18 protein-coding genes are annotated in these 21,992 nt (G+C 68.8%); 9 read left to right on the forward strand and 9 right to left on the reverse strand.

Going from position 1 to position 21,992, the window contains the following annotated elements:
* Positions 1–30: 30 nt before the first annotated feature.
* Positions 31–267, reverse strand: a complete 237-nt coding sequence (locus QM019_RS05160) for a DUF3073 domain-containing protein (protein WP_282852137.1) — start codon at positions 265–267, stop codon at positions 31–33.
* Positions 268–436: 169 nt separating this feature from the next.
* On the opposite strand from QM019_RS05160, the gene QM019_RS05165 reads away from it, so the two are divergent.
* The gene (locus tag QM019_RS05165) at positions 437–1,570 is read left to right on the forward strand and encodes an NAD(P)-binding domain-containing protein (RefSeq protein ID WP_282852138.1); all 1,134 of its coding nucleotides are present in this window, start codon (positions 437–439) and stop codon (positions 1,568–1,570) included.
* Here QM019_RS05165 and QM019_RS05170 read toward each other — a convergent pair.
* The 5 genes from QM019_RS05170 to QM019_RS05190 are packed head-to-tail and all read right to left on the reverse strand — an operon-like array spanning position 1,567 to position 5,151.
* Entirely contained in the window at positions 1,567–1,950 is a 384-nt protein-coding gene (locus QM019_RS05170; RefSeq protein ID WP_282852139.1) for a fluoride efflux transporter FluC, read from the reverse strand. The two genes, QM019_RS05165 and QM019_RS05170, sit on opposite strands and share 4 nt — an antisense overlap.
* Positions 1,943–2,326 (reverse strand): fluoride efflux transporter FluC, encoded by a 384-nt coding sequence (locus tag QM019_RS05175; protein ID WP_282852140.1) that lies wholly within the window; start codon positions 2,324–2,326, stop codon positions 1,943–1,945. The genes QM019_RS05170 and QM019_RS05175 overlap by 8 nt, the downstream gene beginning before the upstream one ends.
* A gap of 10 nt (positions 2,327–2,336) precedes the next feature.
* Positions 2,337–2,888 (reverse strand): PadR family transcriptional regulator, encoded by a 552-nt coding sequence (locus QM019_RS05180; protein WP_282852141.1) that lies wholly within the window; start codon positions 2,886–2,888, stop codon positions 2,337–2,339.
* Positions 2,885–3,862, reverse strand: a complete 978-nt coding sequence (locus QM019_RS05185; protein ID WP_282852142.1) for a DUF4097 family beta strand repeat-containing protein — start codon at positions 3,860–3,862, stop codon at positions 2,885–2,887. The genes QM019_RS05180 and QM019_RS05185 overlap by 4 nt, the downstream gene beginning before the upstream one ends.
* Positions 3,863–3,894: 32 nt before the next feature.
* Positions 3,895–5,151: a GNAT family N-acetyltransferase gene (locus QM019_RS05190; RefSeq protein ID WP_282852143.1), complete on the reverse strand. Its 1,257-nt coding sequence runs from the start codon at positions 5,149–5,151 to the stop codon at positions 3,895–3,897.
* A gap of 56 nt (positions 5,152–5,207) precedes the next feature.
* Here QM019_RS05190 and QM019_RS05195 point away from each other — a divergent pair, with 56 nt between their 5' ends.
* The 3 genes from QM019_RS05195 (at position 5,208) to QM019_RS05205 (ending at position 13,011) form a co-directional block, all read left to right on the forward strand.
* Positions 5,208–8,378, forward strand: a complete 3,171-nt coding sequence (locus QM019_RS05195; RefSeq protein WP_282852144.1) for an efflux RND transporter permease subunit — start codon at positions 5,208–5,210, stop codon at positions 8,376–8,378.
* A 38-nt stretch (positions 8,379–8,416) separates the two neighbouring features.
* Positions 8,417–9,802, forward strand: coding sequence for a DEAD/DEAH box helicase (locus QM019_RS05200; RefSeq protein ID WP_282852145.1), 1,386 nt, complete (start codon positions 8,417–8,419; stop codon positions 9,800–9,802).
* Between the two features lie 110 nt (positions 9,803–9,912).
* Complete coding sequence (locus QM019_RS05205) at positions 9,913–13,011, forward strand: lamin tail domain-containing protein (RefSeq protein WP_282852146.1); 3,099 nt, start codon at positions 9,913–9,915, stop codon at positions 13,009–13,011.
* A 64-nt stretch (positions 13,012–13,075) separates the two neighbouring features.
* Here QM019_RS05205 and QM019_RS05210 read toward each other — a convergent pair whose 3' ends face one another.
* Genes QM019_RS05210 through QM019_RS05220 form a run of 3 tightly spaced genes read right to left on the reverse strand, consistent with a single transcriptional unit; the run spans position 13,076 to position 16,070 of the window.
* Complete coding sequence (locus QM019_RS05210; RefSeq protein WP_282852147.1) at positions 13,076–13,846, reverse strand: energy-coupling factor transporter transmembrane component T family protein; 771 nt, start codon at positions 13,844–13,846, stop codon at positions 13,076–13,078.
* Positions 13,843–15,516 carry an ABC transporter ATP-binding protein gene (locus tag QM019_RS05215; RefSeq protein WP_282852148.1) on the reverse strand — a complete coding sequence of 558 codons (1,674 nt, stop codon included), beginning with the start codon at positions 15,514–15,516 and terminating at the stop codon, positions 13,843–13,845. Before QM019_RS05215 ends, QM019_RS05210 begins: the two co-directional genes overlap by 4 nt.
* Entirely contained in the window at positions 15,513–16,070 is a 558-nt protein-coding gene (locus QM019_RS05220) for an ECF transporter S component (RefSeq protein ID WP_125107602.1), read from the reverse strand. The genes QM019_RS05215 and QM019_RS05220 overlap by 4 nt, the downstream gene beginning before the upstream one ends.
* A 159-nt stretch (positions 16,071–16,229) precedes the next feature.
* Between QM019_RS05220 and QM019_RS05225 the strand changes: the two genes are divergently transcribed.
* From QM019_RS05225 to ypfJ, 5 genes are all read left to right on the forward strand, one after another.
* On the forward strand, positions 16,230–16,625 hold the full coding sequence (locus tag QM019_RS05225) for a response regulator (RefSeq protein WP_282852149.1): 396 nt from the start codon (positions 16,230–16,232) through the stop codon (positions 16,623–16,625).
* 43 nt (positions 16,626–16,668) lie between these two features.
* Positions 16,669–17,565, forward strand: coding sequence for an ABC transporter ATP-binding protein (locus tag QM019_RS05230; protein WP_282852167.1), 897 nt, complete (start codon positions 16,669–16,671; stop codon positions 17,563–17,565).
* The gene (locus QM019_RS05235) at positions 17,565–18,758 is read left to right on the forward strand and encodes an ABC transporter permease (protein WP_282852150.1); all 1,194 of its coding nucleotides are present in this window, start codon (positions 17,565–17,567) and stop codon (positions 18,756–18,758) included. The genes QM019_RS05230 and QM019_RS05235 overlap by 1 nt, the downstream gene beginning before the upstream one ends.
* Before the next feature lie 216 nt (positions 18,759–18,974).
* Positions 18,975–21,059 (forward strand): acyl-CoA dehydrogenase family protein, encoded by a 2,085-nt coding sequence (locus tag QM019_RS05240; protein WP_282852151.1) that lies wholly within the window; start codon positions 18,975–18,977, stop codon positions 21,057–21,059.
* 47 nt (positions 21,060–21,106) lie between these two features.
* Positions 21,107–21,991 carry a KPN_02809 family neutral zinc metallopeptidase gene (gene ypfJ, locus QM019_RS05245; protein ID WP_125107606.1) on the forward strand — a complete coding sequence of 295 codons (885 nt, stop codon included), beginning with the start codon at positions 21,107–21,109 and terminating at the stop codon, positions 21,989–21,991.
* The last annotated feature ends 1 nt before the right edge of the window (position 21,992 follow it).

Here is a 21,992-nt window from a genome sequence, read left to right on the forward strand (position 1 = left end):
GGCCTGCAGGTTTTCCATACGGGAAGTGCGCTACGCGCGGCGACGCTGGTCGAGGTCGTCCCCGGCCTCGTGCTCGCCATCGTCTTCGATGTACTCAGCCCACTTCGAGAGCTCGTCTTCTTCAGACTCGTCGCTCGAAGTTACCACCGGCTCGTCGTGGTTGCCCTGGAGTTCGCGCTGCAACGACTCGTAGTCGGTCTCGGGGATGTTGTACTTCAGCTCCCGAGCGACCTTGGTGTGCTTTGCCTTCTGACGGCCACGCCCCATGCGTAACCCCCCTAATAGCTATCGTGCTGGTCGGATGTACCGACGCAGCACGGAATGACATACATAAATATTGTGGGGCAACTTTACCACGCATGGTGAGGACGCCGAGTTTGCAGCGCCCGTTCCGTATCCTTTGCAATAAGCGTCCCTCTTCACTTCAGGAGCCCGCGTGCCAGCCTCCCGCAGCATCGATATCACGGTGATCGGTGCGGGCGCGGCAGGACTCACGGCCGCGTATTCGCTGCGCGCGCTCGGCCTGGAGGCCCTGCGCGATTTCGTCGTGTTGGATGCGCAGCCGCAGCCCGGCTCGACCTGGCAGCACGCCTGGAACTCGCTGACGATTGGGCGCGCCCTGCAGTTCGGCGAGTTGATTGACCTCGCCGGACAGGCCGACCTCGGCCTCGGCTTTCGCGACCTCGACCCCGCGCGGCGGGTGCACGAGGCGGTCGGCTCGGCGTGGCGGCGCTACGAAGATGCGTACGGGCTCTTCGTCGCGCACGGGATGCGCGTGCACCAGGTGCGCTCGAAGCCGCGCCGCGACGACCTGCGCGTGTTCTATCAGGGCCCGGTGGGCGGCGAAATCGAGATGTCGACGCGCATCGTCATTAACGCGACCGGCAGCTGGTCGAACCCGTTCGTGCCCTGGTACCCGGGGCAGCTCGAGTACCGGGGCACGCAGTTGCACGCGTATCGCATCGACCACTTCGGCCAGTTCCGAGGGCAGCGCGTGCTCGTCGTCGGCGGCGGCCGTGGAGCGGTCTCGGTGCTGCTCGAGCTTGAGCGCCGGGGTGCGCAGACGCTCTGGTCGACCCGGCGCGACCCCGACTTTCACGAGCGGCCAAGCTTCGGCATCCTGCCGAGCCGCACCCTCACCGTGAGGGAGCTCACCGACGCGAACCTCTCGAAGGTGCGCCGCATGATTGAGCGCGGCAAGCGTATGCCAAGCGACGTCGCAGTGCGCGGCATTCCGCTGACCCGCGAGATCTTTGACGCGCGCCGCCGTGGCACGTTGAACTCTGCGGGCCCCCTCGAGCGGCTGCTGCCCGGGGGCGTGCGTTTCGTCGACGGTGCCGAGGTCGAGGTCGACGCGATCATCTGGGCCACGGGCGGCCGCGAGTCGCTGCGCCACCTCGCCCCGCTCGGGCTGCGCGATGCGGGCGGCACGCCGAAGATCGCGGGCGGCTGGTCACGCCGCGACGACCGCGTCGCGTTCCTCGGCTACGGCCCGGGCATGGACCCGGCCGACGTGCTCGACGAAGCCCTCGTGATCGGCGAGGATGCGATCGACCGACTCGAGAGCTAGGTCGACGGCGGCGTCACGAACAGCAGCGCGCCGGCGAGCGCGAACACGGCGCAGACGATGAACTGCCCGAACAGGAACACGGCGGCGCGGCCCCGACGCTGCTCGCGCCAGAGCCGCACGGCGTCGAGCATCGCGGTCGAGAAGGTGGTGAAGCCACCGCAAAAACCGGCGCCGAGCAGCGCATGCCAGGTACCGTCGGTCACGAGCCCCGTGAACAGGCCGAGCAGAAACGAGCCCGTGGCGTTGATGAGGAACGTCGCGGCGGGCGCCGTCCACTCGCGCCGCTCGCGCAGCAGGGTGTCGGTGACGTAGCGCGCGGCCGCGCCGAGGCCGCCGGCGAGCGCGACGCCGAGCAGCAACAGGGGCGTGAACTCAGGCATCGCCGAGCCTCCAGCCAAGCGCCGAGAGGGCGAAGCCACCGAAAAGCGACGTCATGGCGACGACGATCCAGGTCAACTCGCCGTATGCGGCGAGCGTGCTCACGTCGAACGCGAACGACGAGTAGGTGGTGAAGCCCCCGAGCAGGCCGCTGCCGAGCAGCAGGCGCAGTTGCTCGGTGCCGGGGCGCAGCGCGATCGGGGTGAGCACGCCGAGCGCGAATGCCCCGACGAGGTTGATCACGAGCGTCGTCCACACCGCGTCGAGCGGCACGAGGCTCGTGAGGGTGAAGCGCAGGCCCGCGCCGACCGTGCCGCCGGCAAACACGAGCGCCGCGTTGCGCAGCAGGCGCGACGTGGGCGTGGGGGTGACGGTCACCCCCACTACGTTACGCGCCGTCGAGCTCCTCGCGGATGCGCGCCTGCGCCCCGAGAATCTCGGCCTCGACGCGTGCGACCAGCTCGGGCGTGAGACGACCCGTCTCATCCGCCGTGCGTGCCGCGGCGCGGAGCTGCTGACGGAACGACTGGGCCGCCGCGTCGAGTCGCTGCGCGAGCTCGCCCCGTTCGAGGGCGGGCGTGAGCGTGGCCCGCAGCGTGTCGCGCGCCTCGGCGGCAGACGTGCGCACCGCATCCGCTCGCGCCCGCACCGAGTCGGCGGCGCCGGTGATGCGTGTTGCATCGTCAGTCCGCGACCGCACCTCGGCCTCGCCCTGCAGCGTGGTCGCGTAGAGCAGCTTCGTCGCGCCGTGGCTCGGCGTTACCGAGCCGTCGCGCTCGAGGTCGTGCAGCAGCCGCGACAGCACCGAGCCCGCGACGTTGTAGTTGCCGCCGAGGCGCTCGCGCAGGGCCTCGCGCAGCTCGGTGAACTCGCGCGGCCGCTCGTGCAACAGCGTCAGCGTGACGAGGCGCAGCTCGTCGTCTCGCAGTACCGGGGTCATGACTCCTCCGTTCCGGTCGCAGTGCGGAAGCCTGTGACGTCGGGCCGCTCGCCCTCGGATCTCGGCTCGCGCGCGGCCTGGGCCTCGGGCTCGTTCACGCGCTGCACCTTGGGGGCGTTGCTGAAATCGACGGGGGAATCGTCGACGCGGTGTGCGGCGCTCGCGGCGGGTTCGTTGGTCTCGGCCTCGACGACGGTGATCGAACCGGCGACCGAGTTGAGGCGCAGGAAGAGCGAGTCGCCGTCGCCGGTCGCCTGCTCGCGGTGCCGGCGACCGTGCAGCGGGTCGATCGTGTCATCGCCGATGTGCGTCGTCGCGGTGACGGTCTGGATGTTGTAGCTCGGGTTCGTGCCCGCCGCGAGTCGCACCGTGGCCCGGCCCGACACCGTGTTGTGGGTGAACTGGCGGGTGCCGGCGTCGAGCAGGTCGACGACCGCCGAACCCGAGACGGTATTGCCCGTGTACTCGAGCAGCGTGCCCGAAACCGTGATGTCGCCCGTCGTCGTCTTCGCGTCGACGCGACCGGCATGCTCGCGCGCGGTGACGTTGCCCGACACCGAGCTCAGCGCGAGGGTGCCGCCGGTCTGGTCGGCGAACTGCTCGCCGCTCACCGTCGAGATCGACACCTCGCCCTCGACGCCCGCGACGAGCACCTCGGCCGAGGTGGCCTTGACGTTCACGTCGCAGCGCCGTGGCACGAGCACGTAGACCTCCGCGCTCGGGCCGTCGACGAGCGTGCGCACCGAGGTGCCGAACTGCTGCCAGTCGAGTTGCGGGTGGTCGATCGTGAGCGTGTCGCCGTCGAGCTCGACCTTGAGGTCGCGACCCGTCAGCCCATCCACCTCGACCCGGCAGCTCGCGTCGTCGTGGGCGACGACGTTGACGCTGCCGCCCATGAGGCTCGCGCGCACACGCCGCACGAGGCCGACGTCGATCGACTCGGGCCCATTTACTTGCCACGTTTCGCTTGTCACGGTGACTCCAATCGGGTGTGGGATGCGCGGGCCTAGTAGCCCGTGAGGTTGCGCACCGGTTCGGCGCGGTAGAAGAGGCTCGCGAAGTCGCGGATCGCGCCGGGCTCGCCCTCGACGCGGCCGACGTGTGCGAGCGCGACGGGGGAGTCGTTCGACTCCCAGATGCGCGCCAGTTCGGCAATGTCGAGCGCGACGTGCGGCGCCTCATCCGTCGTCACCGCAGAGCCGCGCCCGCCGAGCACCGTGATATGCCAGACGCCGTCCGCGAGCCCGAGGCCGTCTTCGACGCGCACGATCACCTCGCCGTCGCGCTCAAACGAGCGCGCCGCGATGGCCGCGGGGAGGTCGAGGATGCGCAACCAGGTCCAGTCGCCGAAGTCCTTAATCTCCATGGCCCGCTCGTCGGTGAGGACGAGCGGCAGCGGGTCACCGGGCTGCGTGTAGAAGCCGAGCTGCCCGATGAGGTCCATGCTCGCGAGTGCCTGCCAGAGCGCGAGCTCGACGCCGAGCGTGCTGCCGAACAGCGAGAAGACCTTGACTCGGCGTGGCTGCTCCCAGCCCGTGTGCTCGAAGGTCGCGAAGCCGTCGACCTGCCCCGACTCGTCGAAGTGGGCGACGGCCCGGAGCTTCTTCGCGGGGCCCTGCGCCTCGCCCGACCACTCGCCGAGGATCTCCATCTTCGTGCGCGCGTACGGTCGCACCGAGCCGAGCTGCCGGGCATGGAAAGCCTCAATGACGCGGTCGACGTGCTCGGCAAGGAAGCCAGGCTCGATCCACTCGACCTGGCCCGCGGCTACCGGGGCGGTGGGCCGCAGCTTGAACTTGTTGACGTCGATCGTCACCTCGCCGATGCGGGTGCTCGGCGCGAAGCCGAAGCGGCCGTAGATCGTCGCCTCGCTCGCCGAGAGCGTCGCGAACGGAATGCCGTCGGCCTTCGCCTGCTGCAGCTGCTGCGTCATGAGTTCGCGCAGCAGGCCGCGGCGGCGGTGCGCGGGGTTGACGCCAATGGTGTTGATGACGAGCGTCGCCGCGTCCTCGGCGCCCGCGCTGTAGCGGCCGACGATCGACGAGCAGCCGCCCACGACGGTGTCACCGACGTGCGTGCGTGTCGTGATCATCGCAAGCCGGGCGTCGTCGGCGCGGCGGTTGCGACGGAAAAACGCGAGCTGCGCGTCGCCCGCCGGTTCGTCGAGCAGGGTGAGGCGGAACACGTCGAGGTACTGGCGCCAGCGCGGGTCGTCATCGGGCGCGTCGAGGGGCAGTAGGCCGTACTGATAAGAATCATCCACGGCGTGAGGCTAGCGAACCGCCCCGATGTTTGCCCAAGTGTGAAAAACTTGCACTCGTGCACGCACTTGCCAAGCTCAGTCTCGCCAACCGCGCCCTCATCGCTCTCATCACCGTGTCGATCGCGATCTTCGGCGCGCTCCTCATGACGAACCTGAAGCAGGAGCTGATCCCCTCGATCTCGCTCCCGCAGGTCTCTGTGGTGACGAGCTACCAGGGTGCCTCGCCCGAGATCGTCGACGAGGACGTCTCGCAGCCGATCGAGTCGGCGCTGCAGGGCCTGCAGGGCCTCGACTCGACGACGACGACGTCGAGCGACGGCCAGTCGGTTGTCTCGGCCAGCTTCGAGTTCGGCACCGACATTGTCTATGCCGAGCAACGTATCCAGCAGGCCCTCAACCGCATCGACGCGCAGCTGCCCGAAGACGCCGACTGGAGCGTGCTTTCGGGCTCGATCGACGACCTTCCCGTCGTGCAGCTCGCCTTCACGGGCGGCGACCCGACGCAGCTTGCCGAGCGCGTCGAGCAACTCGCCGTGCCCGAGTTGCGCGGCCTGGACGGCGTGCGCGCCGCCGACGTCTCGGGCGACCGCGCCGAGCGCATCACGATCGCGCCCGACCAGGCGGCGCTCGCGGCGAACGGCCTGTCGCTGCAGGACATCACCGACACCCTCGACGACGCCGGCGTACTCGTACCCGCTGGCACGATCACCGAGGGCGACGAGACGCTGACGGTGCAGGCAGGCGATCTGCTCGCGTCGGTCGACGAGCTCCGCGAGATCCCGATGCCGGTGTCGGCGGATGCGACTACCCAGCAGGACCCGACGGCGCCGGCCGCGACCCCCACCGTCGTGACCCTTGGCGACGTCGCCGACGTCGAGCAGGACTACGCACCGATCACCTCGATCTCGCGCGTCAACGGTGAGGATGCGCTCACCGTGTCGGTCACGAAGCGCCCCTCAGCGAACACCGTCGAAGTGTCGCAGGCCGTCGCCTCAGTGCTGCCAGAAATCGAGGCGGCGCTCGGCGACGACGTCACCGTGACCGTCGCGCTCGACCAGGCCCCGTTCATCCAGCAGTCGATCGACACGCTTGTCACCGAGGGACTGCTCGGCCTCGTCTTCGCCGTGCTCGTTATCTTCTTCTTCCTCTTCTCGGTGCGCGCGACGCTGATCACCGCGATCTCGATTCCGACGTCGCTGCTCGTCACGTTCATCGCCCTCTACTTCCTCGACTACTCGCTCAACGTGCTCACGCTCGGCGCGCTGACGATCGCGATCGGTCGTGTCGTTGACGACTCGATCGTGGTGGTCGAAAACATCCGCCGACACCTCACGATGAATCCGTCGGCTGCCCTGCGCGGCGGCGAGCGCGTCAAGGTCATCACCGAGGCGGTGCGCGAGGTCGGCATGGCGATCACGGCGTCGACGCTCGTGACCGTTGCCGTGTTCCTGCCCGTGATCTTCGTCGGCGACGTCACCGGCGAACTGTTCCGGCCATTCGGCTTGACGAGCGCGGTCGCGCTACTCGCTTCGCTGTTCGTCTCGCTCACGATCGTGCCCGTGCTCGCGTACTGGTTCATGGGCGGCTCGAAGGTGCGCGCGTCGGAGGTCGAGACGCACGGCGCGCACGCGGCGGATGCGGAGGCCGACGAGCCGCGCAACTGGCTGCAGAAGTTGTACGAGCCGCTGCTACGCCGCATCATCGTGCGCCCGGGCTGGGTGCTCGTGGGTGCCGTCGTCGTGCTCGCCGGAACGATCGCGCTCATTCCACTCATGAAGACGAACTTCCTCGGCTCGGCCGGGCAGAACACTTTTCAGATGTCGCAGGAGGTCGGCGTCAACGCCTCGCTCGACGCGAAGACGGCGTACGCCGAGCGCCTCGAGAGCGTACTTGACGACACCGAGGGCATCGACATCGTGCAGGTGAGCTACGGCGGCGGCGACCTCATCTCGATGTTCACGGGCGGCGGCTCGAACACCATCACCTGGTCAATCACGACCGACGCCGACGCCGACGCCGACGCGATTCAGTCGCAGCTGCGCGACGAAATCGACGCCCGCGACGACCTCGGCGACGTTGAGATCGGCGCGAGCGCCGGCTTTAGCACCGACGTCACGGTGCGCGTCAGCGCGCCCGACGCCGACGCGCTGCGCGAGGCCGTCGATGCCGTAACTCCCGCGGTCGAGGGCGTCGAAGGAGTGCAGCAGGTGAACACCGGCATCGACGAGACCCGCCCGTTTATCGAGCTCAACATCGACCAGACCGCAGCGGCCGAGGCTGGCCTCAACGAGGTCGCGATCGGCGGGCAGGTGATGCAGGCGCTTCAGCCAGTGCCCGCTGGCTCGATCATGATCGACGGCAGCTCGCTGCAGGTCTACTTCGTCGGCGACGAGGAGCCGCCCGTGAGCGTCGACGAGCTGCGCGAGCTCGACATCCAGACCGGCACCGGCGTCGTGCCACTGAGTGATCTCGCCGACGTCGAGGTCACTGACGGCCCCGTGTCGATCACGGCCGAGTCGAGCACGCCCTACACCGACCTCACCATCGTGAGCGAGAGCGACGACCTCGGCGGCATGAGCAGCGCGATCACTGAGGCGATCGACGGCATCAAGCTGCCGGGCGGCGCGACCGCCGAGCTCGGCGGCAGCGCGGCCGACCAGCAGCAGGCATTCCAGCAGCTCGGCCTCGCGATGCTCGCCGCGATTCTCGTGGTCTACATCGTCATGGTGGCGACGCTGAAGAGCCTGCTGCAGCCGCTGCTGCTGCTCGTGTCGGTGCCGTTCGCCGCGACAGGCGCGATCCTGCTGCAGGTCGCGACAGGTCTGCCGCTCGGCGTGGCCTCGCTCATCGGCGTGCTGATGCTCATCGGCATTGTCGTGACGAACGCGATCGTGCTCATCGACCTCGTGAATCAGTTCAGGAACCGAGGCAACGACGTGCGAGAGGCGACCTTCGATGGCGCCACGCGCCGTGTGCGCCCGATCGTCATGACCGCGCTCGCCACGATCCTCGCCCTCACCCCGATGGCGCTCGGCATCACGGGCCACGGCGGCTTCATCTCGCAGCCGATGGCGGTGGTCGTGATCGGCGGCTTGCTCTCGTCGACGCTGCTCACACTCGTCGTGCTGCCCGCGCTTTACGTGCTCGTCGAGGGCCGCCGCGAGCAGCGCGCCAACCGCCGCGCCGAGCGCAACGAGCAGAAGCTGCAGGAGGCCGGTCTGGCGTAGCTCGCTAGGCTGGGGAGTCAGAAACCAGGAGGTGCCAGATGGCCCGCGGCTACAAGGCCCCCTCGAACTACGACCCGCGCAAGAAAAAGGGCGCGGGCAAGTTCAATAACAAGCGCTACCGGCCCGAGCCGTCCGCGCGCCCCGCGCCGACGCCGGCCGAGAAGGCTGAGCCGAAGCGCGAGGCGCCCGAGCGGCGCGCCCCGCGCATCCCCACCGACGAGGTCTACGCGCCCCTGCCCGCCACGACCATCACGGCCGCCGAGGCTGAGGGTGTGACGTTTGCCGACCTCGGGCTTGGGCCGCGCATCATCCGCGAGCTCGCGAAGCAGGGCGCCGAGACGCCCTACCCGCTGCAGGTGGCGACGATTCCAGAGGCGCTGGCCGGCCGCAACGTGCTCGGCCGCGGCCGCACGGGTTCGGGCAAGACCATCGCGTTTGGCGCTGCGCTCGTCGAGCGACTGTTCCTGCTGCGCGGCAAGCGCGGTCGGGTTGAGGGCCGCGCCCCGCAGGCGCTCGTGCTCGCACCGACCCGCGAGCTCGCGCTGCAGATCGACCGCACCATTCAGCCCTTCGCCCGCGCGATCGGCTTCTTCACGACCCAGCTCTACGGTGGCGTGCCCGCGGCGCGCCAGCGCGAGGGCCTCAAGCGCGGCGTCGACATCGTCATTGGCACGCCGGGGCGCATCAATGACCTTGCCGACCGCGGCACCCTCGACCTCAGCCAGGTCGTCATCACGGTGCTCGACGAGGCCGACATCATGAGCGACATGGGCTTCATCGAGCAGGTCAACAGCATCCTGTTCCGCACGCGACCTTCGGGCCAGCGGATGCTCTTCTCGGCCACGCTCGACAGCCAGGTGCGCGGCCTGGTCGAGCGCTACCTGCCGAACCCGGCCGTCTACGAGGTCGCCGACGACCGCGCGGCGATCGACCACCGCATCCTCACCGTGCGGCGCGACGACAAGGATGCGGTGGCCGCGCAGCTTGCCGGCTCGGGCGGCCGAGTGCTCGTGTTCGTGCGCACGAAGCTCGGCGCCGACCGGCTCGTCGAGGCCTTCGCCGAGCACGGCGTGACCTCGCTCGCGCTGCACGGTGACCTGACGCAGGAGGAGCGCACCGCGAACCTCGACAAGTTTCAGTCGGGCAAGGTCGACGTGCTCGTCGCGACCGACGTCGCCGCGCGCGGCATCCACGTCGACGACATTCGTCTCGTGGTGCAGTTCGACCCGCCGATCGGCCACAAGACCTACGTGCACCGTGCGGGCCGCACGGGCCGCGCGGATGCGAGCGGCACGGTCATCACGCTCGTCACGCCCTCGCACCGCGACCGGATGCGCGACATGCTCGCCGAGGCCGGCGTCGAGGCGCACGTGCAGCCCGCGTCGCCGGGCGGCCGCGAGCTCGACGAATTCGCGCAGTTCTAACCCCTTGGCCGGGCGGGGTTTGCCTCGAGTTCACTGAGGCGACACCTGCCGCTTAGGTGGGCGGGATTGGGTAGCTGGGTTCAATCCCCGCCCCTGCCCCAGGAGTATGAATGCGCGCTCGTCGCCCGCTTTCGCTGCTCGCTGCTGCGACGATCGGCTGCGCCGGCCTCATGGCCGCGCCCTCGATCGCCCTGGCCGCGCCGGTCGAAAACAACATTGTCATCAACGAAGTCGAGTCGAGCGGGGGCAACCCCGGCGACTGGATCGAGCTGTTCAACCCGGCCGACAGCGAGGTCGACCTCTCGGGCTACATCCTGCGCGACTCGGACGACGACCACACCTTCGTGATTCCTGCCGGCACCGTCGTCGCCGCGGGTGGCTACCTCGTGTTCGACGAGCTCAACGACGGCGCCGGTGACTTCGACTTCGGCCTCGGCGGCACCGACAGCGTGCGCCTGTTCGCGCCCGACGGCACGACCCTCGTCACCGAGCAGAGCTGGGACGGCCACGCCGAGGTGACCTACGGCGTGAACGCCGCCGGCGACTTCGCCGAGACCGCGGTGCCGACGAAGGGCGCCGCGAACAACTTCAGCGGCGTCGTCATCAACGAGGTCGTCTACGACGACGTCTCGGGCAGCGAAGACGCGATCGAGCTGTTCAACGCGGGCTCGGCCGCCGTCGACCTCGCCGGCTGGAGCGTGCACGACGACAAGGACCGCCCGGGCGAGGGCGACCTCAGTGGAAGCCTCGCGCCGGGTGAGTACCTCGTGCTCAACGCCGACGTCGACTTCACCTTCGGCCTCGGCAAGGGCGACTCGGTCGTGCTCAAGGACGCCTCGGGCGCCGAGATCGACCGCCTCGACTACGAGAACACCGCCCCGCTCGCCGACTGGTCGCGCTGCGAAGACGGCACGGGCGACTGGGCCCCCGGCACCGAGGTGACCCTCGGCGCCGCGAACAACTGCGAGCCCGTCGAGGTCGAGCCGACCCCGGCCGAGCTCATCCTCAACGAGATCGACTCGTCGCCCGCCGACTGGGTCGAGTTCACGAACCCCGGCGACGAGGCGCTCGACATCTCGGGCTACGAGATTCGCGACAACTCCGACGACCACCGCTGGCGCTTCCCCGCCGGCACCTCGATCGCGCCGGGCGAGTACCTCGTCGTCGACGCGGCGAGCGAGGGTGAGTACTTCGACGACGCGACCGACACCTACGTGCCCGGCACGTTCGAAGCCGCCATCGGAATCGGCTCGGGCGACAGCATCCGCGTCTACGACGCCGCCGGCACGCTCATTCAGAACTACAGCTGGACGGAACACCCGGCCATCGACGGCGACGAGACCGCCGCGACGTGGTCGCGCTACCCGGATGCGACGGGCAACTTCGCGCTGAGCTACGCTACCCCGGGCGCCGCGAACGAGGGCGTCGCACCGAGCGTCGCGATCAACGAGATCGAGTCGAACGGCGACGTCACCGACTGGGCCGAGATCGTGAACACCGGCGACACCGCCGTCGACATCTCGGGCTGGACGCTCATGGATAACGACCCGATCGGCCACGCGGCTGACGTCACCCCGCTGGCCGACGGCACGACGCTGCAGCCGGGCGAGTTCTTCGTCTTCGACGGCGGCGAGCACTTCACCTTCGGCCTCGGCAATGGCGACACCGTGACGATCCGCGATGCGGCTGGCCAGACGGTCGCCGAGCACAGCTACGCCGAGCACGCGGATGGTGTGCTCGCGCGCTGCCCGGATGGCACCGGCGACTTCGTCGACGTCGCGGTCGGGACGAAGGGCGAGGCGAACTCCTGCGGCAACGCGGTCGTGCTCAACGAGGTGCGCATCGTCGACGGCGGCACCGTCGTCGAGCAGACCGCCTGGACCGAGTACGCCGCCGAGACTTGGGGCCGCTGCCCCGACGCGACCGGCGACTTTGGCGTCACGAGTGAGCCCACCCCGGGCGAGCGCAACAAGTGCGCCGGCATTCCCGACGTCATCGCCTGGCCCGGTAGCCAGGACGTGACGGTGCAGGACCTCGAGCCCACGTTCCTCGAGGACTCCTCGGGCCTCGACTTCGCCGACGGCGCGCTCTGGGCGGTTGACAATGGCACCGGCACCATCTGGAAGGCGGACGCGCAGGCCGATGGCACCGTGACGGTCGCTGACGGCTGGGCTGACGGAAAGCGCGTGCGCTACGCCAAGGACGCCGACAACCCCGATGCCGCGGGCCCCGACACCGAGGGCATCACGGTCGACGGCGACGGCCTGGTCTACGTTGCCTCCGAGCGCGACAACAGTGCAAAGGGCGTGAATTACGACAGCGTGCTCTTCGTCGACCCGAATGAGCCAGGCCCCGATCTGATCGCGCAGAACGAGTGGGACCTCACCGAGCTGCTACCGTCCGTAAACGCGAACGTGGGTATCGAGGCCGTCGAGTGGGTCTCAAACGATGCTCTGGGTGACCAGCTCGTCGGCGACGCGGGCGTCTACGACCCCGCGAACTACCCGAACGCGGTCTCGGGCGGCGTCTTCTTCGTCGCGCTCGAAGACAACGGCCACGTCTACGCCTTCGTCTTCAACGCCGACGGCTCGGCTGAACTCGTCGCCGACCTCGACCCGCAGATCGGCGGTGCCATGGGCCTCGAGTACGACGAGGCGCTCGGCGTGCTCTGGGTTGAGACCGACGACGGCTACAACGGCCGTCTCGCGCAGCTCACGCTGAACGGCACCACCACGCCCGACGTCGTGCAGATCGACCGCCCGACCGGCATGGAGAACCTGAACAACGAGGGCTTCGCCGTCTCGTCGATCGACTTCTGCGTTGACGGCCAGCGCCCCGTCTGGTGGTTCGCCGACGGCCTGCAGCCGGAGGCCCTGCGCTCGGGCATGCTCGACTGCGAGGTCGAGAACGGCGGCGGGGAGACCCCTGCGCCGACCCCGACCCCGACTGGGCCGGAGGAGCCGGTTGAGACGAATGGCCCCGATCAAAGTGTGGACCCCAGCGAGTCCGAGACTCCGGTTGCAACGGAGATGCAGGGTGGTTCGACTTCGGGTTCGAGCACTGGTTCGACCAGAACTCCCGAAGCCGGTACCAACGGCCTCGCCACCACCGGCGTCGACGGCATCGTGCCGCTGCTCGCGCTGAGCGGCGTGCTGCTCGCGGCGAGCCTGGCGCTCATGCGCATCCGTCGTGGGAATCACGCGGAGTAGCGAGCGCTAACGAACAAGAAGGCGGGCGTCCCGATGAGGCGCCCGCCTTCTTGTTGCTCAGTAGCTAGGCAAGTCCAACGACGAAGCACGCGGCGAAGACGGCGAGTCCGACGACGAGAAACAGCCAGTCCGTTGCGACGATGCGCAGCGGGTGGCGCTCCGTGCGGGTGGCGGCGTAGCCGAAGCCGCGGGCATCCATGGCGAGTGCCACGCGGTCGGCATGCCGCATCGAGGCGGCAAGCAGCGGCACGAGCGACGCGCGCTGCCGGCGAAACCAGCCGCCGAGCCCGCGCCCGAACACCATGCCGCGGGCGCGGTGCGCACGGCGAATGTTCTCGAGCTCGGTGCGGAACCGCGGCACGAAGCGGAATGCTGCGAGCCCCGCGTAACCGAAGCGATACGGCACGCGCAGGTGCTGCACGAGCGCCCGCACGAAGTCGTCGCCCGAGGTCGACGAGCCGCTCAGCAGCGCGAGCGCGAACAGGGCGATGAGCCGCAGCGAGTTCGCGAGGCCGTGCTCCCACGTGCCGAGTGTGAATTGCCAGTCGCCGAACTGCGCGAGCACCGGCGTGCCCTCACCGAGCGCGGGGTTTACCCAGACGCCGAGGGTGATCGAGAGAATGAACGCGAGCACGGGCAGGCCGACGAGCAGCGCGATGCGCTGGCGCCAGCGCATCCGTGAGCCGACGAGCACCGTGCCGAGCGCCACCACCCCGACGAGTGCCGGCACGTGCCAGCCGTCGACAAAGAACAGCGCGACCATGGGCACGAGCGCGACCACGAACTTGCTGAGCGGGTGGATGCGGTGCAGGAACGGCTGGCGCTCGGCGGTCATCGCCACACCTCGCGCCCGGGCACCTCGCGCATGCGCGTGATCGCGCCGTGCGGGCCCGCGATACCGCGGAACGCCGCAGCGACCGGCGGCAGCCCGAGACCGACGCGCTCGAGCACGCCCGAGGCGATGACATCGTGCGTTGCGCCGTCGGCGACGAGCCGCGCGTCGTCGAGCACGAGCACCCGGTCGGCCTCCTCGGCCGCGAGCTGCAGATCGTGGGTCGCGATGAGCACCGTGGTGCCCCCGGCGACAAGCTCGCGCAGCATGCCGACAAGCTCGGCGGCGCGCGCCTCGTCCTGCCCGAACGTCGGCTCGTCGAGCACGAGGGTGCTCGCGCCCGACACGAGCGCCGTCGCGACCGAGAGCCGGCGCTTCTGCCCACCCGAGAGCACGAACGGATGCTGCTCTGCGTGCGCCGTGAGGTCGAAGCGCTCGAGGGATGCGCGAACCCGCGCCTCAACCTCGGCCTCGTCGAGCCCGCGGCTGCGCAGCTCGAGCGCGAGCTCGTCCCAAACCCGCCCCGTCAGAAACTGCTGTTCGGGGTTCTGGAAGACGATGCCGATGCGGTCGCGCAGCTCGCGCTCGGGCAGCCGAGTGAGGTCGTCGCCGCCGACGAACACGTGCCCGCGGCCCGGGGGAGTGATGCCCGTGAGCGCGTGCAGCAGCGTCGACTTGCCGGCACCGTTCGGCCCAACGAGCGCGGTGAAGGATGCGGCGGGCAGCGAGAACGACAGCTGGCCGAAGAGCCCGCGGGCGCCGATGGCTTCGGGAGCGTCGGCGGGGGCCGGTGACGGGCGCTCGGCAACCTCGGGCAGCGCGGACGTGGCCGTGAGTGTGCGGCGCAGCTCGTCGATCGTCAGCGGCAGCTCGTCGAAGAGCACGCCCGCGCCCCAGAGCCGCGCGCCGATCTGCGTCGCGACGGGCAGCCAGACGCCGAGCTCGGCGAGCACGTGGGCGTGGTCGACGAGCACCTCGCGCGGCGAGCCGGTGACGGCGACGCGCCCCTCGTGGTCAAGCACGAGCACCCGGGTGGTGATGCGCAGCGCCTGATCGAGGTTGTGCTCAACGAGCACGATGCCGACGTCACCGCGCGCGAGCAACTCGCCGAGCACGTCGTAGACTTCCGCGGCCGAGCGCGGGTCGAGGTTCGCGGTGGGCTCGTCGAGCACGATGCAGGGCGAGCCCTGCGCGATGGCCGCGGCGATCGCGAGCCGCTGGCGTCCGCCGCCCGAAAGCACTTCGGGTGCGTCGTCGCGGCGATCCCAGAGCCGCACGGCCCGCAGGGCGGCCTCGACGCGCCGCTCGATCTCGTCGACTGGCACGCCGAGGTTCTCGGGCCCGAACGCGACCTCGTCGTAGACGGTGCCGGCGACGATCTGTGCGTCGGCATCCTGAAACACCATCGCGACGTGCGCGCTCGCGTCGGCGAGCCGCAACTCGACGAGGTCGCGACCGCCAAGCTCGACGCGACCCGACACATCCGCCCACACGCTCTTCGGAACGAGGCCGTTCAGCGCGAGCGCGAGCGTTGACTTGCCGCTGCCCGAGGGGCCGAGCACGAGCAGCGCCTCGCCCGTGGCGACCTCGAAGCTCACGCCGGCCGGCGTGGGCCGCGCGGCGTCGCGGTGAGTGACGGAGAGCTGGTCGCAACGCAGCAGCGGGGCGGTCACCGCTGTCGGCGCTCGTCCTGCTGCAGGCCGCGCGCGACGCCGGCGCGGTCGAGCGCGCCCGCGAGCCAGACGCCGATCATCGTGAACACGAGCGGCGAGATGAGGAAGCAGCCGACGATGAGGATCGTGCCGGCTGTGCCGTAGTCCTCGCCGCCGAGGATGCCGAAGGCCGCGCCCGCCGTGATACCCGCGCTGAGCACGCCGCTCACCACGAAGAGCCACGGCCGCCAGATGCGGTAGCGGGTGACGAGGAACGGGATCTCCTGCACCACGCCGATCATGAGGCTCGTGAGGAACGCCATGAAGAAGATGGGCTGGAACGGGCTCGCGACGAGACCTGAGAGCGCCGTTGTGAGCAGCGCGATGCCGGGCCGGTGGAACAGCGACTGGGCGAGCGCCCCAGGCAAGAAATAGAGGCCCATCGTGAGGCCGTAGACGAACGGCACCGTGTTCACCGTGATGAGCCCAAGCCAGGCATGGGCGGTGAATAGGACACCGCCGGCGACGCCAATGGCGGCGCACGTCATGAGCAGACGCGTACTGATGTTCTTCATGGGGCACCTTTTCAAGTAATTCTAAGGGTCGCCTGACCTGATGGGCGTGGGGAACAGGAATACACATCTGTAATTTGCCGCGGCTCAAGGTGCGCGTTACCGGGGGTAGGTACCGTTCGGGCAAAGCAACCGCGCTCAGGCGCCGAAGGGGAGGTGGCTATGTCGTCGACAAGCGTCGTCGTGGTGGAGCCGCACCTGTTGGTTCGTGCTGGCTTTTCGCTCATTCTTGATGCCCCGGCCGACATCGATGTCGTGGGGCAGGGCGAAACCGTTGACGACCTCATGCGGCTGGCTAACGAACAGCGACCCGACGTGGTGTGCGTCGCCGCGAAGTTCGCCGATGGCTCGACCGTGATGGATGCGCTGGAGGCACTCACGCGCGTCGAGAGCTACCGGCCCGTGGTGCTGCTGCTCACCGGCAAGCACGACGCCGACATCGTCGACGTGGCGACGAGCCGCGGGGTCGCCGCGGCGATCTCGAAGTTCGCGACGCCGGAGGACATCGTCGACGCCGTCCGTACCGCCGCCCAGGGGACTGTTACACGACTTCCGTAGCTTCGAGTACGACCTTTCCGCAGCCGAATCTTGGGGGAGCATGCTGCTCGAAGTCCAACACGTAAGTCATTGGTACGGCGATCGGCAGGTGCTCAAGGACGTCAGTTTCTCGGTGTCCGACGCCCATCTGACGGGCTTTGTTGGCGCGAACGGCGCCGGTAAGACCACGACGATGCGCACCATCCTCGGGCTGCTCAAGCCCCGCGAGGGTCGCGTGCTGCTCGACGGCAAGCCGATCAACGATGCCGATCGGGCGCGCTTCGGCTACATGCCCGAGGAGCGTGGCCTGTATCCGAAGATGAAGGTGCGCGAGCAGATCGTCTATTTCGCCCGCCTCCACGGCGTTGGTCAGGACGCCGCGAAGCGTCGCGCCGACGAGTTGCTGGAGCGGCTCAACCTGCACGAGCGCGCGAACGACAACGTCGAGTCGCTCTCTCTCGGCAATCAGCAGCGCGCGCAGGTATGCGTCGCGCTCGTGCACTCGCCCGAGTTCCTCATGCTCGACGAGCCGTTCTCGGGCCTCGACCCGGTCGCGGTCGATGCGGTGCTCACGGTGCTGCAGGAGGAGGCCGCGAACGGCGTGCCCGTGCTGTTCTCCTCGCACCAGCTCGACGTGGTCGAGCGACTCAGCGACGAGCTCGTGATCATTTCCGAGGGCGAGATTAAGGCGACCGGCTCGCGGCGCCAGCTGCAGGAGCAGCACTCGCAGGGGCTGTACCGGATCGACGTCGACGACGTCACGTGGCTGGCAGCGCAGGCCGATGTCGAGCTCGTCGACGCGCTCGGCGAGGGCCAGGTCATCCGCATCCTCGCCGCCGACGAGCAGGCCGCCGCGGCCCGGGCGCAGGAGCTGCTGCGCGAGGGCGTTCAGCGGGGCGAGGTGCGCCGGTTCCAGCGCGAACTCACCCGACTCACCCAGATCTTCCGGGAGGTGCGCTAATGACGCAGCAGAACACATCCCCTCGCACCATCAGTGTCATGGAGGGCGTGCGCCTCGTCGCTGGTCGCGAAATTTCGACCGCCGTGCGCGCGAAGGCCATGTGGTGGAGCCTCATTTCGATCGTCGCGATCATCGCGGTCGTGCTGCTCGGTGGCCGGTTCCTCGGCGACGTCATGTCGGCGATCACCGGCGGCAACGGCGAAGACCAGCAGATCGGCACGACCCTGCCCGAGTCGACGCTGCCCGCCGACGCGATCGCGGGCGACCTCGTACGCATCGGCTCGGTCGATGACGCGGTTGCCCAGCTCGAGTCGGGCGAGCTGGATGCGCTGGTGCTGCGGGGCGCCGACGCGACCGGCCTCGAACTGCACGCCGAGGACGGCGAGGTCATCTCGGCGGACACCGTCGCGAATAGCCCGTACTTCGTCGTCGTCGGCAAGGACTCGGTGCCCGATTCGCTCGCGCAGAGCCTCACGCTGACTCCGCTCACCGGCTCGCTCGAGTTCGACCAGCAGCAGATTCCCCAGTTCATGATGATGTTCGTCGCCCTCGGTTACGGCCTCGTATTCTTCCTCGCGATCATGCTCTACGCGCAGCGGCTCTCGCAGTCGATCGTCGAAGAGAAGGCCTCGCGCATCGTCGAACTGCTCGTGTCGACGGTGAAACCGGGCACGATCCTCGCCGGCAAGATCGTCGGCGGCACCGTGCTCGCGATGGTGCAGGTCATCGTGATCGTCGCCGCCGCGCTCATCTGCCTCGCGGTCGCGGGGAACCTGCAGGACGTGCCCGACATCGGCGTCTCGCTGGTGTGGTTCTCGGTGCTGACGCTGCTCGGCTTCATGTTCTACGCGAGCATGTACGCCGCGCTCTCGGCGACCGTGTCGCGCCCCGAGGACGTCGCGAGCGTCACCGCGCCGCTCACCTACCTGCTCATGATTCCGTATATCGGGCCGATGCTCGGGTTCCAGAACGACACCCTCATGACCTGGCTGTCGTACATTCCCGTGTCGTCGCCGGTGGCGATGCCGCTGCGCATTCTGCAAGGCAACGCCGCGTGGTGGGAGCCGCTCGCGGCGACCGCCGTCATGGTCGTGTTCGTCGTCGCCGTGATCTGGCTCGCGGGGCGCATCTACCGCAATTCGGTGCTGCGGACCGGCACGCGGGTGAAGCTCGCCGACGCCCTGCGCTCGTAGCGCGGCGGGGTGCATCCTTGTGCGTGAGCGAAGAGGATGCACCCTCAGGTTTGTGGGGTTGCGCCAAGTCGGGCGCGGGGTCGCGTCGCCCTATTGTGCCGAGGGCGCAGGCCGCGGGCGGGCGCTTCGGGCGCTGTCTTAGCGTTGGGAACACGTGCGCTGTTGCACTGTCGCGACAGCCACTTGCATCCCGCAGCGGCAGAGAAAAGGTGACACATGACTGACCAGCACCTCGAAGATCTTGACCACGACCTCGAGGTCGCAACCGGAACATCCGGCATCGACCGCGAAGCGATTTTCACCGCCATCATGGGCAGCTGGCCCGAGCAGCGTGCGCTCGGTCGCAAGGTGTCGGCGACCCCAGACTTCTGGCGCGACGACAGCCTGAGCATGGCGGAACACCGCGAGCGGGTGCTCGAGCAGTCGCACAAGCTCGTCGCCTTCGGCACCCCGAAGCTCGCGTTCCCCGAGAGCGTCGGCGGCGGCAACAACCACGGCGGCAACCTGGCGGCGTTCGAGCAGCTCACGCTCGCCGACCCGTCGCTGCAGATTAAGACCGGCGTGCAGTTCGGCCTGTTCGGTTCGGCGATCATGCACCTCGGCACCGAGGTGCACCACAAGCGCTGGCTGCCCGACGTCATCGAGATGCGCATCCCCGGTGCCTTCGCCATGACCGAGTCGGGCCACGGCTCGAACGTTGCCGGCCTCGACACCACCGCCACGTACGACGAGGCGACGCAGGAGTGGGTCATCAACACCCCGTTCCGCAACGCGTGGAAGGACTACCTCGGCAACGCCGCGAAGCACGGCATCGCCGCGGTCGTGTTCGCGCAGCTCATCACGAAGGGCGTCAACCACGGCGTGCACGCGTTCTACGTGCCGATTCGCGACGACGCGGGCGCGTTCCTGCCCGGCGTCGGCGGCGATGATGACGCCGAGAAGGGTGGCCTCAACGGCATCGACAACGGTCGTCTGCACTTCGACCACGTGCGCATTCCCCGCGACTACCTGCTCAACCGCTACGGCAACGTCGACGAGGAGGGTAACTACACCTCACCGATCGAGTCGCCCGGTCGCCGCTTCTTCGTCATGACCGGCACGCTCGTGCAGGGCCGCGTCTCGCTCGACGGCGCCTCGACCATCGCGCAGCAGGCGTCGCTGCAGATCGCCGTGACCTACGCGAACCAGCGTCGTCAGTTCGACAACACGAAGTCGGGTCGCGAGACCGTGCTGCTCGACTACGGTCGCCACCAGCGCCGCCTGATTCCCCGCATCGCTACCGCCTTCGCCGCGACCTTCGCGCACGACGAACTGCTGCGCGAGTTCGACGCCGTGTTCTCGGGCAAGGGCGACACCCCCGAGCGCCGCGCCGACCTCGAGACGCTCGCCGCCGCGCTGAAGCCGCTGTCGACCTGGCAGGCGATGGACACGATGCAGGACACCCGCGAGGCCTGCGGTGGCGCCGGCTTCCTCATGGAGAACCGCATCGTCGGCTTGCACCACGACTTCGACGTCTACACGACGTTCGAGGGCGACAACACCGTGCTGCACCAGCTCGTGGGCAAGCGTCTGCTCGACGACTACGCCTCGAAGTTCAAGGGGGTGGATGCGCGCGGCCAGGCACGCATCGTCGCCACGCAGTTCGCCGGCAAGGCGTTCCGCGAGATCGGCCTTGCCCGCCTCGGCGGCAACGTCGGCGACCTCGGTCAGTCGGCGCGTTCAGTGGGCTGGCTGCGCGAGCCCGAGAACCAGCGCGCCCTGCTCGAGGCCCGGGTCGAAGAGGCCATCGCCGAGATCGGCATGGAGATCGGCAAGGTCGCGAAGGGCTCCGCCGACGAGCAGAACGCCGTGTTCAACGCGAATCAGAGCAAGCTCATCGACGCGGCTCGCGCCTATGCCGAGCTCACGCAGTGGGATGCGTTCACCCGCAAGCTGTCGGACTTTGAGGAGGGCTCGGAGACGCAGCGCGTCATGACATGGCTGCGCGACCTCTTCGGCCTGGGCCTCATCGAGCGCGACCTGCAGTGGTACCTGCTCGCCGGTCGTCTCACCGCAAAGCGTGCACGCCTCGTCACCTCGTACATTGACCGCCTCGTGCTGCGCCTGCGCCCGCTTGCGCAGGACCTCGTGAGCTCGTTCGGCTACACTGACGCCCAGCTGCGCGCGAAGATCATTGAGGACGATCGCGAGGAGAAGCGTCAGGCCGAAGCGAACGAGTACTACGAGCAGCTTCGCGCCTCCGGTGAGGAGCCGAAGGACGAGCGTGAGATCTACCGCCTGAAGCGAGGCTCGCGCCGCTAGCCTCGTGAGTGGTCGCCTGCCTCGCGTGGGCGGGTTACTGTAGCGACATGACGTTCAACGAGAACTCAAATCTCGATTCTGGCAATGTTCGCAAGCGTCGAGGGGGCACCACCGCTGCCGTTGGTGGCGGTGGTGTCGTCGTGCTTATACTCGGGCTGCTGTCGACGCAGCTGTTCGGTGTCGACCTGACGCAGTTCTTCGGCGGGGCCGGCACCGAGCAGCAGCAGTCGGCCAGTGACGAAGACCTCGTCTGCACCGGCGCCGAGGCGAATGCGCAGCGCGACTGCCGTGTCGAAGGCGCTGCCGTGACGCTCGAGGCGTACTGGGCCGACGCATCCTCGGAGGTCGGCATTCGCGACTACGTCGACCCGACCGTGATTCTCTACGAGGGGCAGACCTCGTCGTCGTGCGGCACCGCGTCGAACGCCGTCGGGCCGTTCTACTGCCCGACCGACCAGTCCATCTATATGGACACCTCGTTCTTTGACATCCTCACCGAGCAGTTCGGTGCCTCGGGCGGACCGCTGTCGGAGATGTACGTGCTCGCGCACGAGTGGGGCCACCACATCCAGAACCTAGCCGGTGCCCTCACCGCCGACCGCCAGCGCGACACCGGCGACAACGGTGGCCAGGTGCGCATCGAGTTGCAGGCCGACTGCTACGCCGGCGCCTGGATGGGCGAGGCCGCCTCGCAGACCGACGCCGACGGCAATGCGATCCTCGAGGCACCGACGCGTGCCGAGATTGAGACCACCATTTCGGCCGCCGAGGCGATCGGTGATGACCACATCATGGAGCAGCAGGGCATGGAGGTTCAGCCCGAGGCGTTCACCCACGGCACGAGCGAACAGCGCGTGAATTGGCTGATCACGGGCTACGAGCAGGGTGTTGGCTCGTGCGATACGTTTAGCGTGCCCGATAGCAAGCTCTAGG

It is taken from the genome of Gulosibacter sediminis (assembly GCF_030011715.1).
Taxonomy (GTDB): domain Bacteria; phylum Actinomycetota; class Actinomycetes; order Actinomycetales; family Microbacteriaceae; genus Gulosibacter; species Gulosibacter sediminis.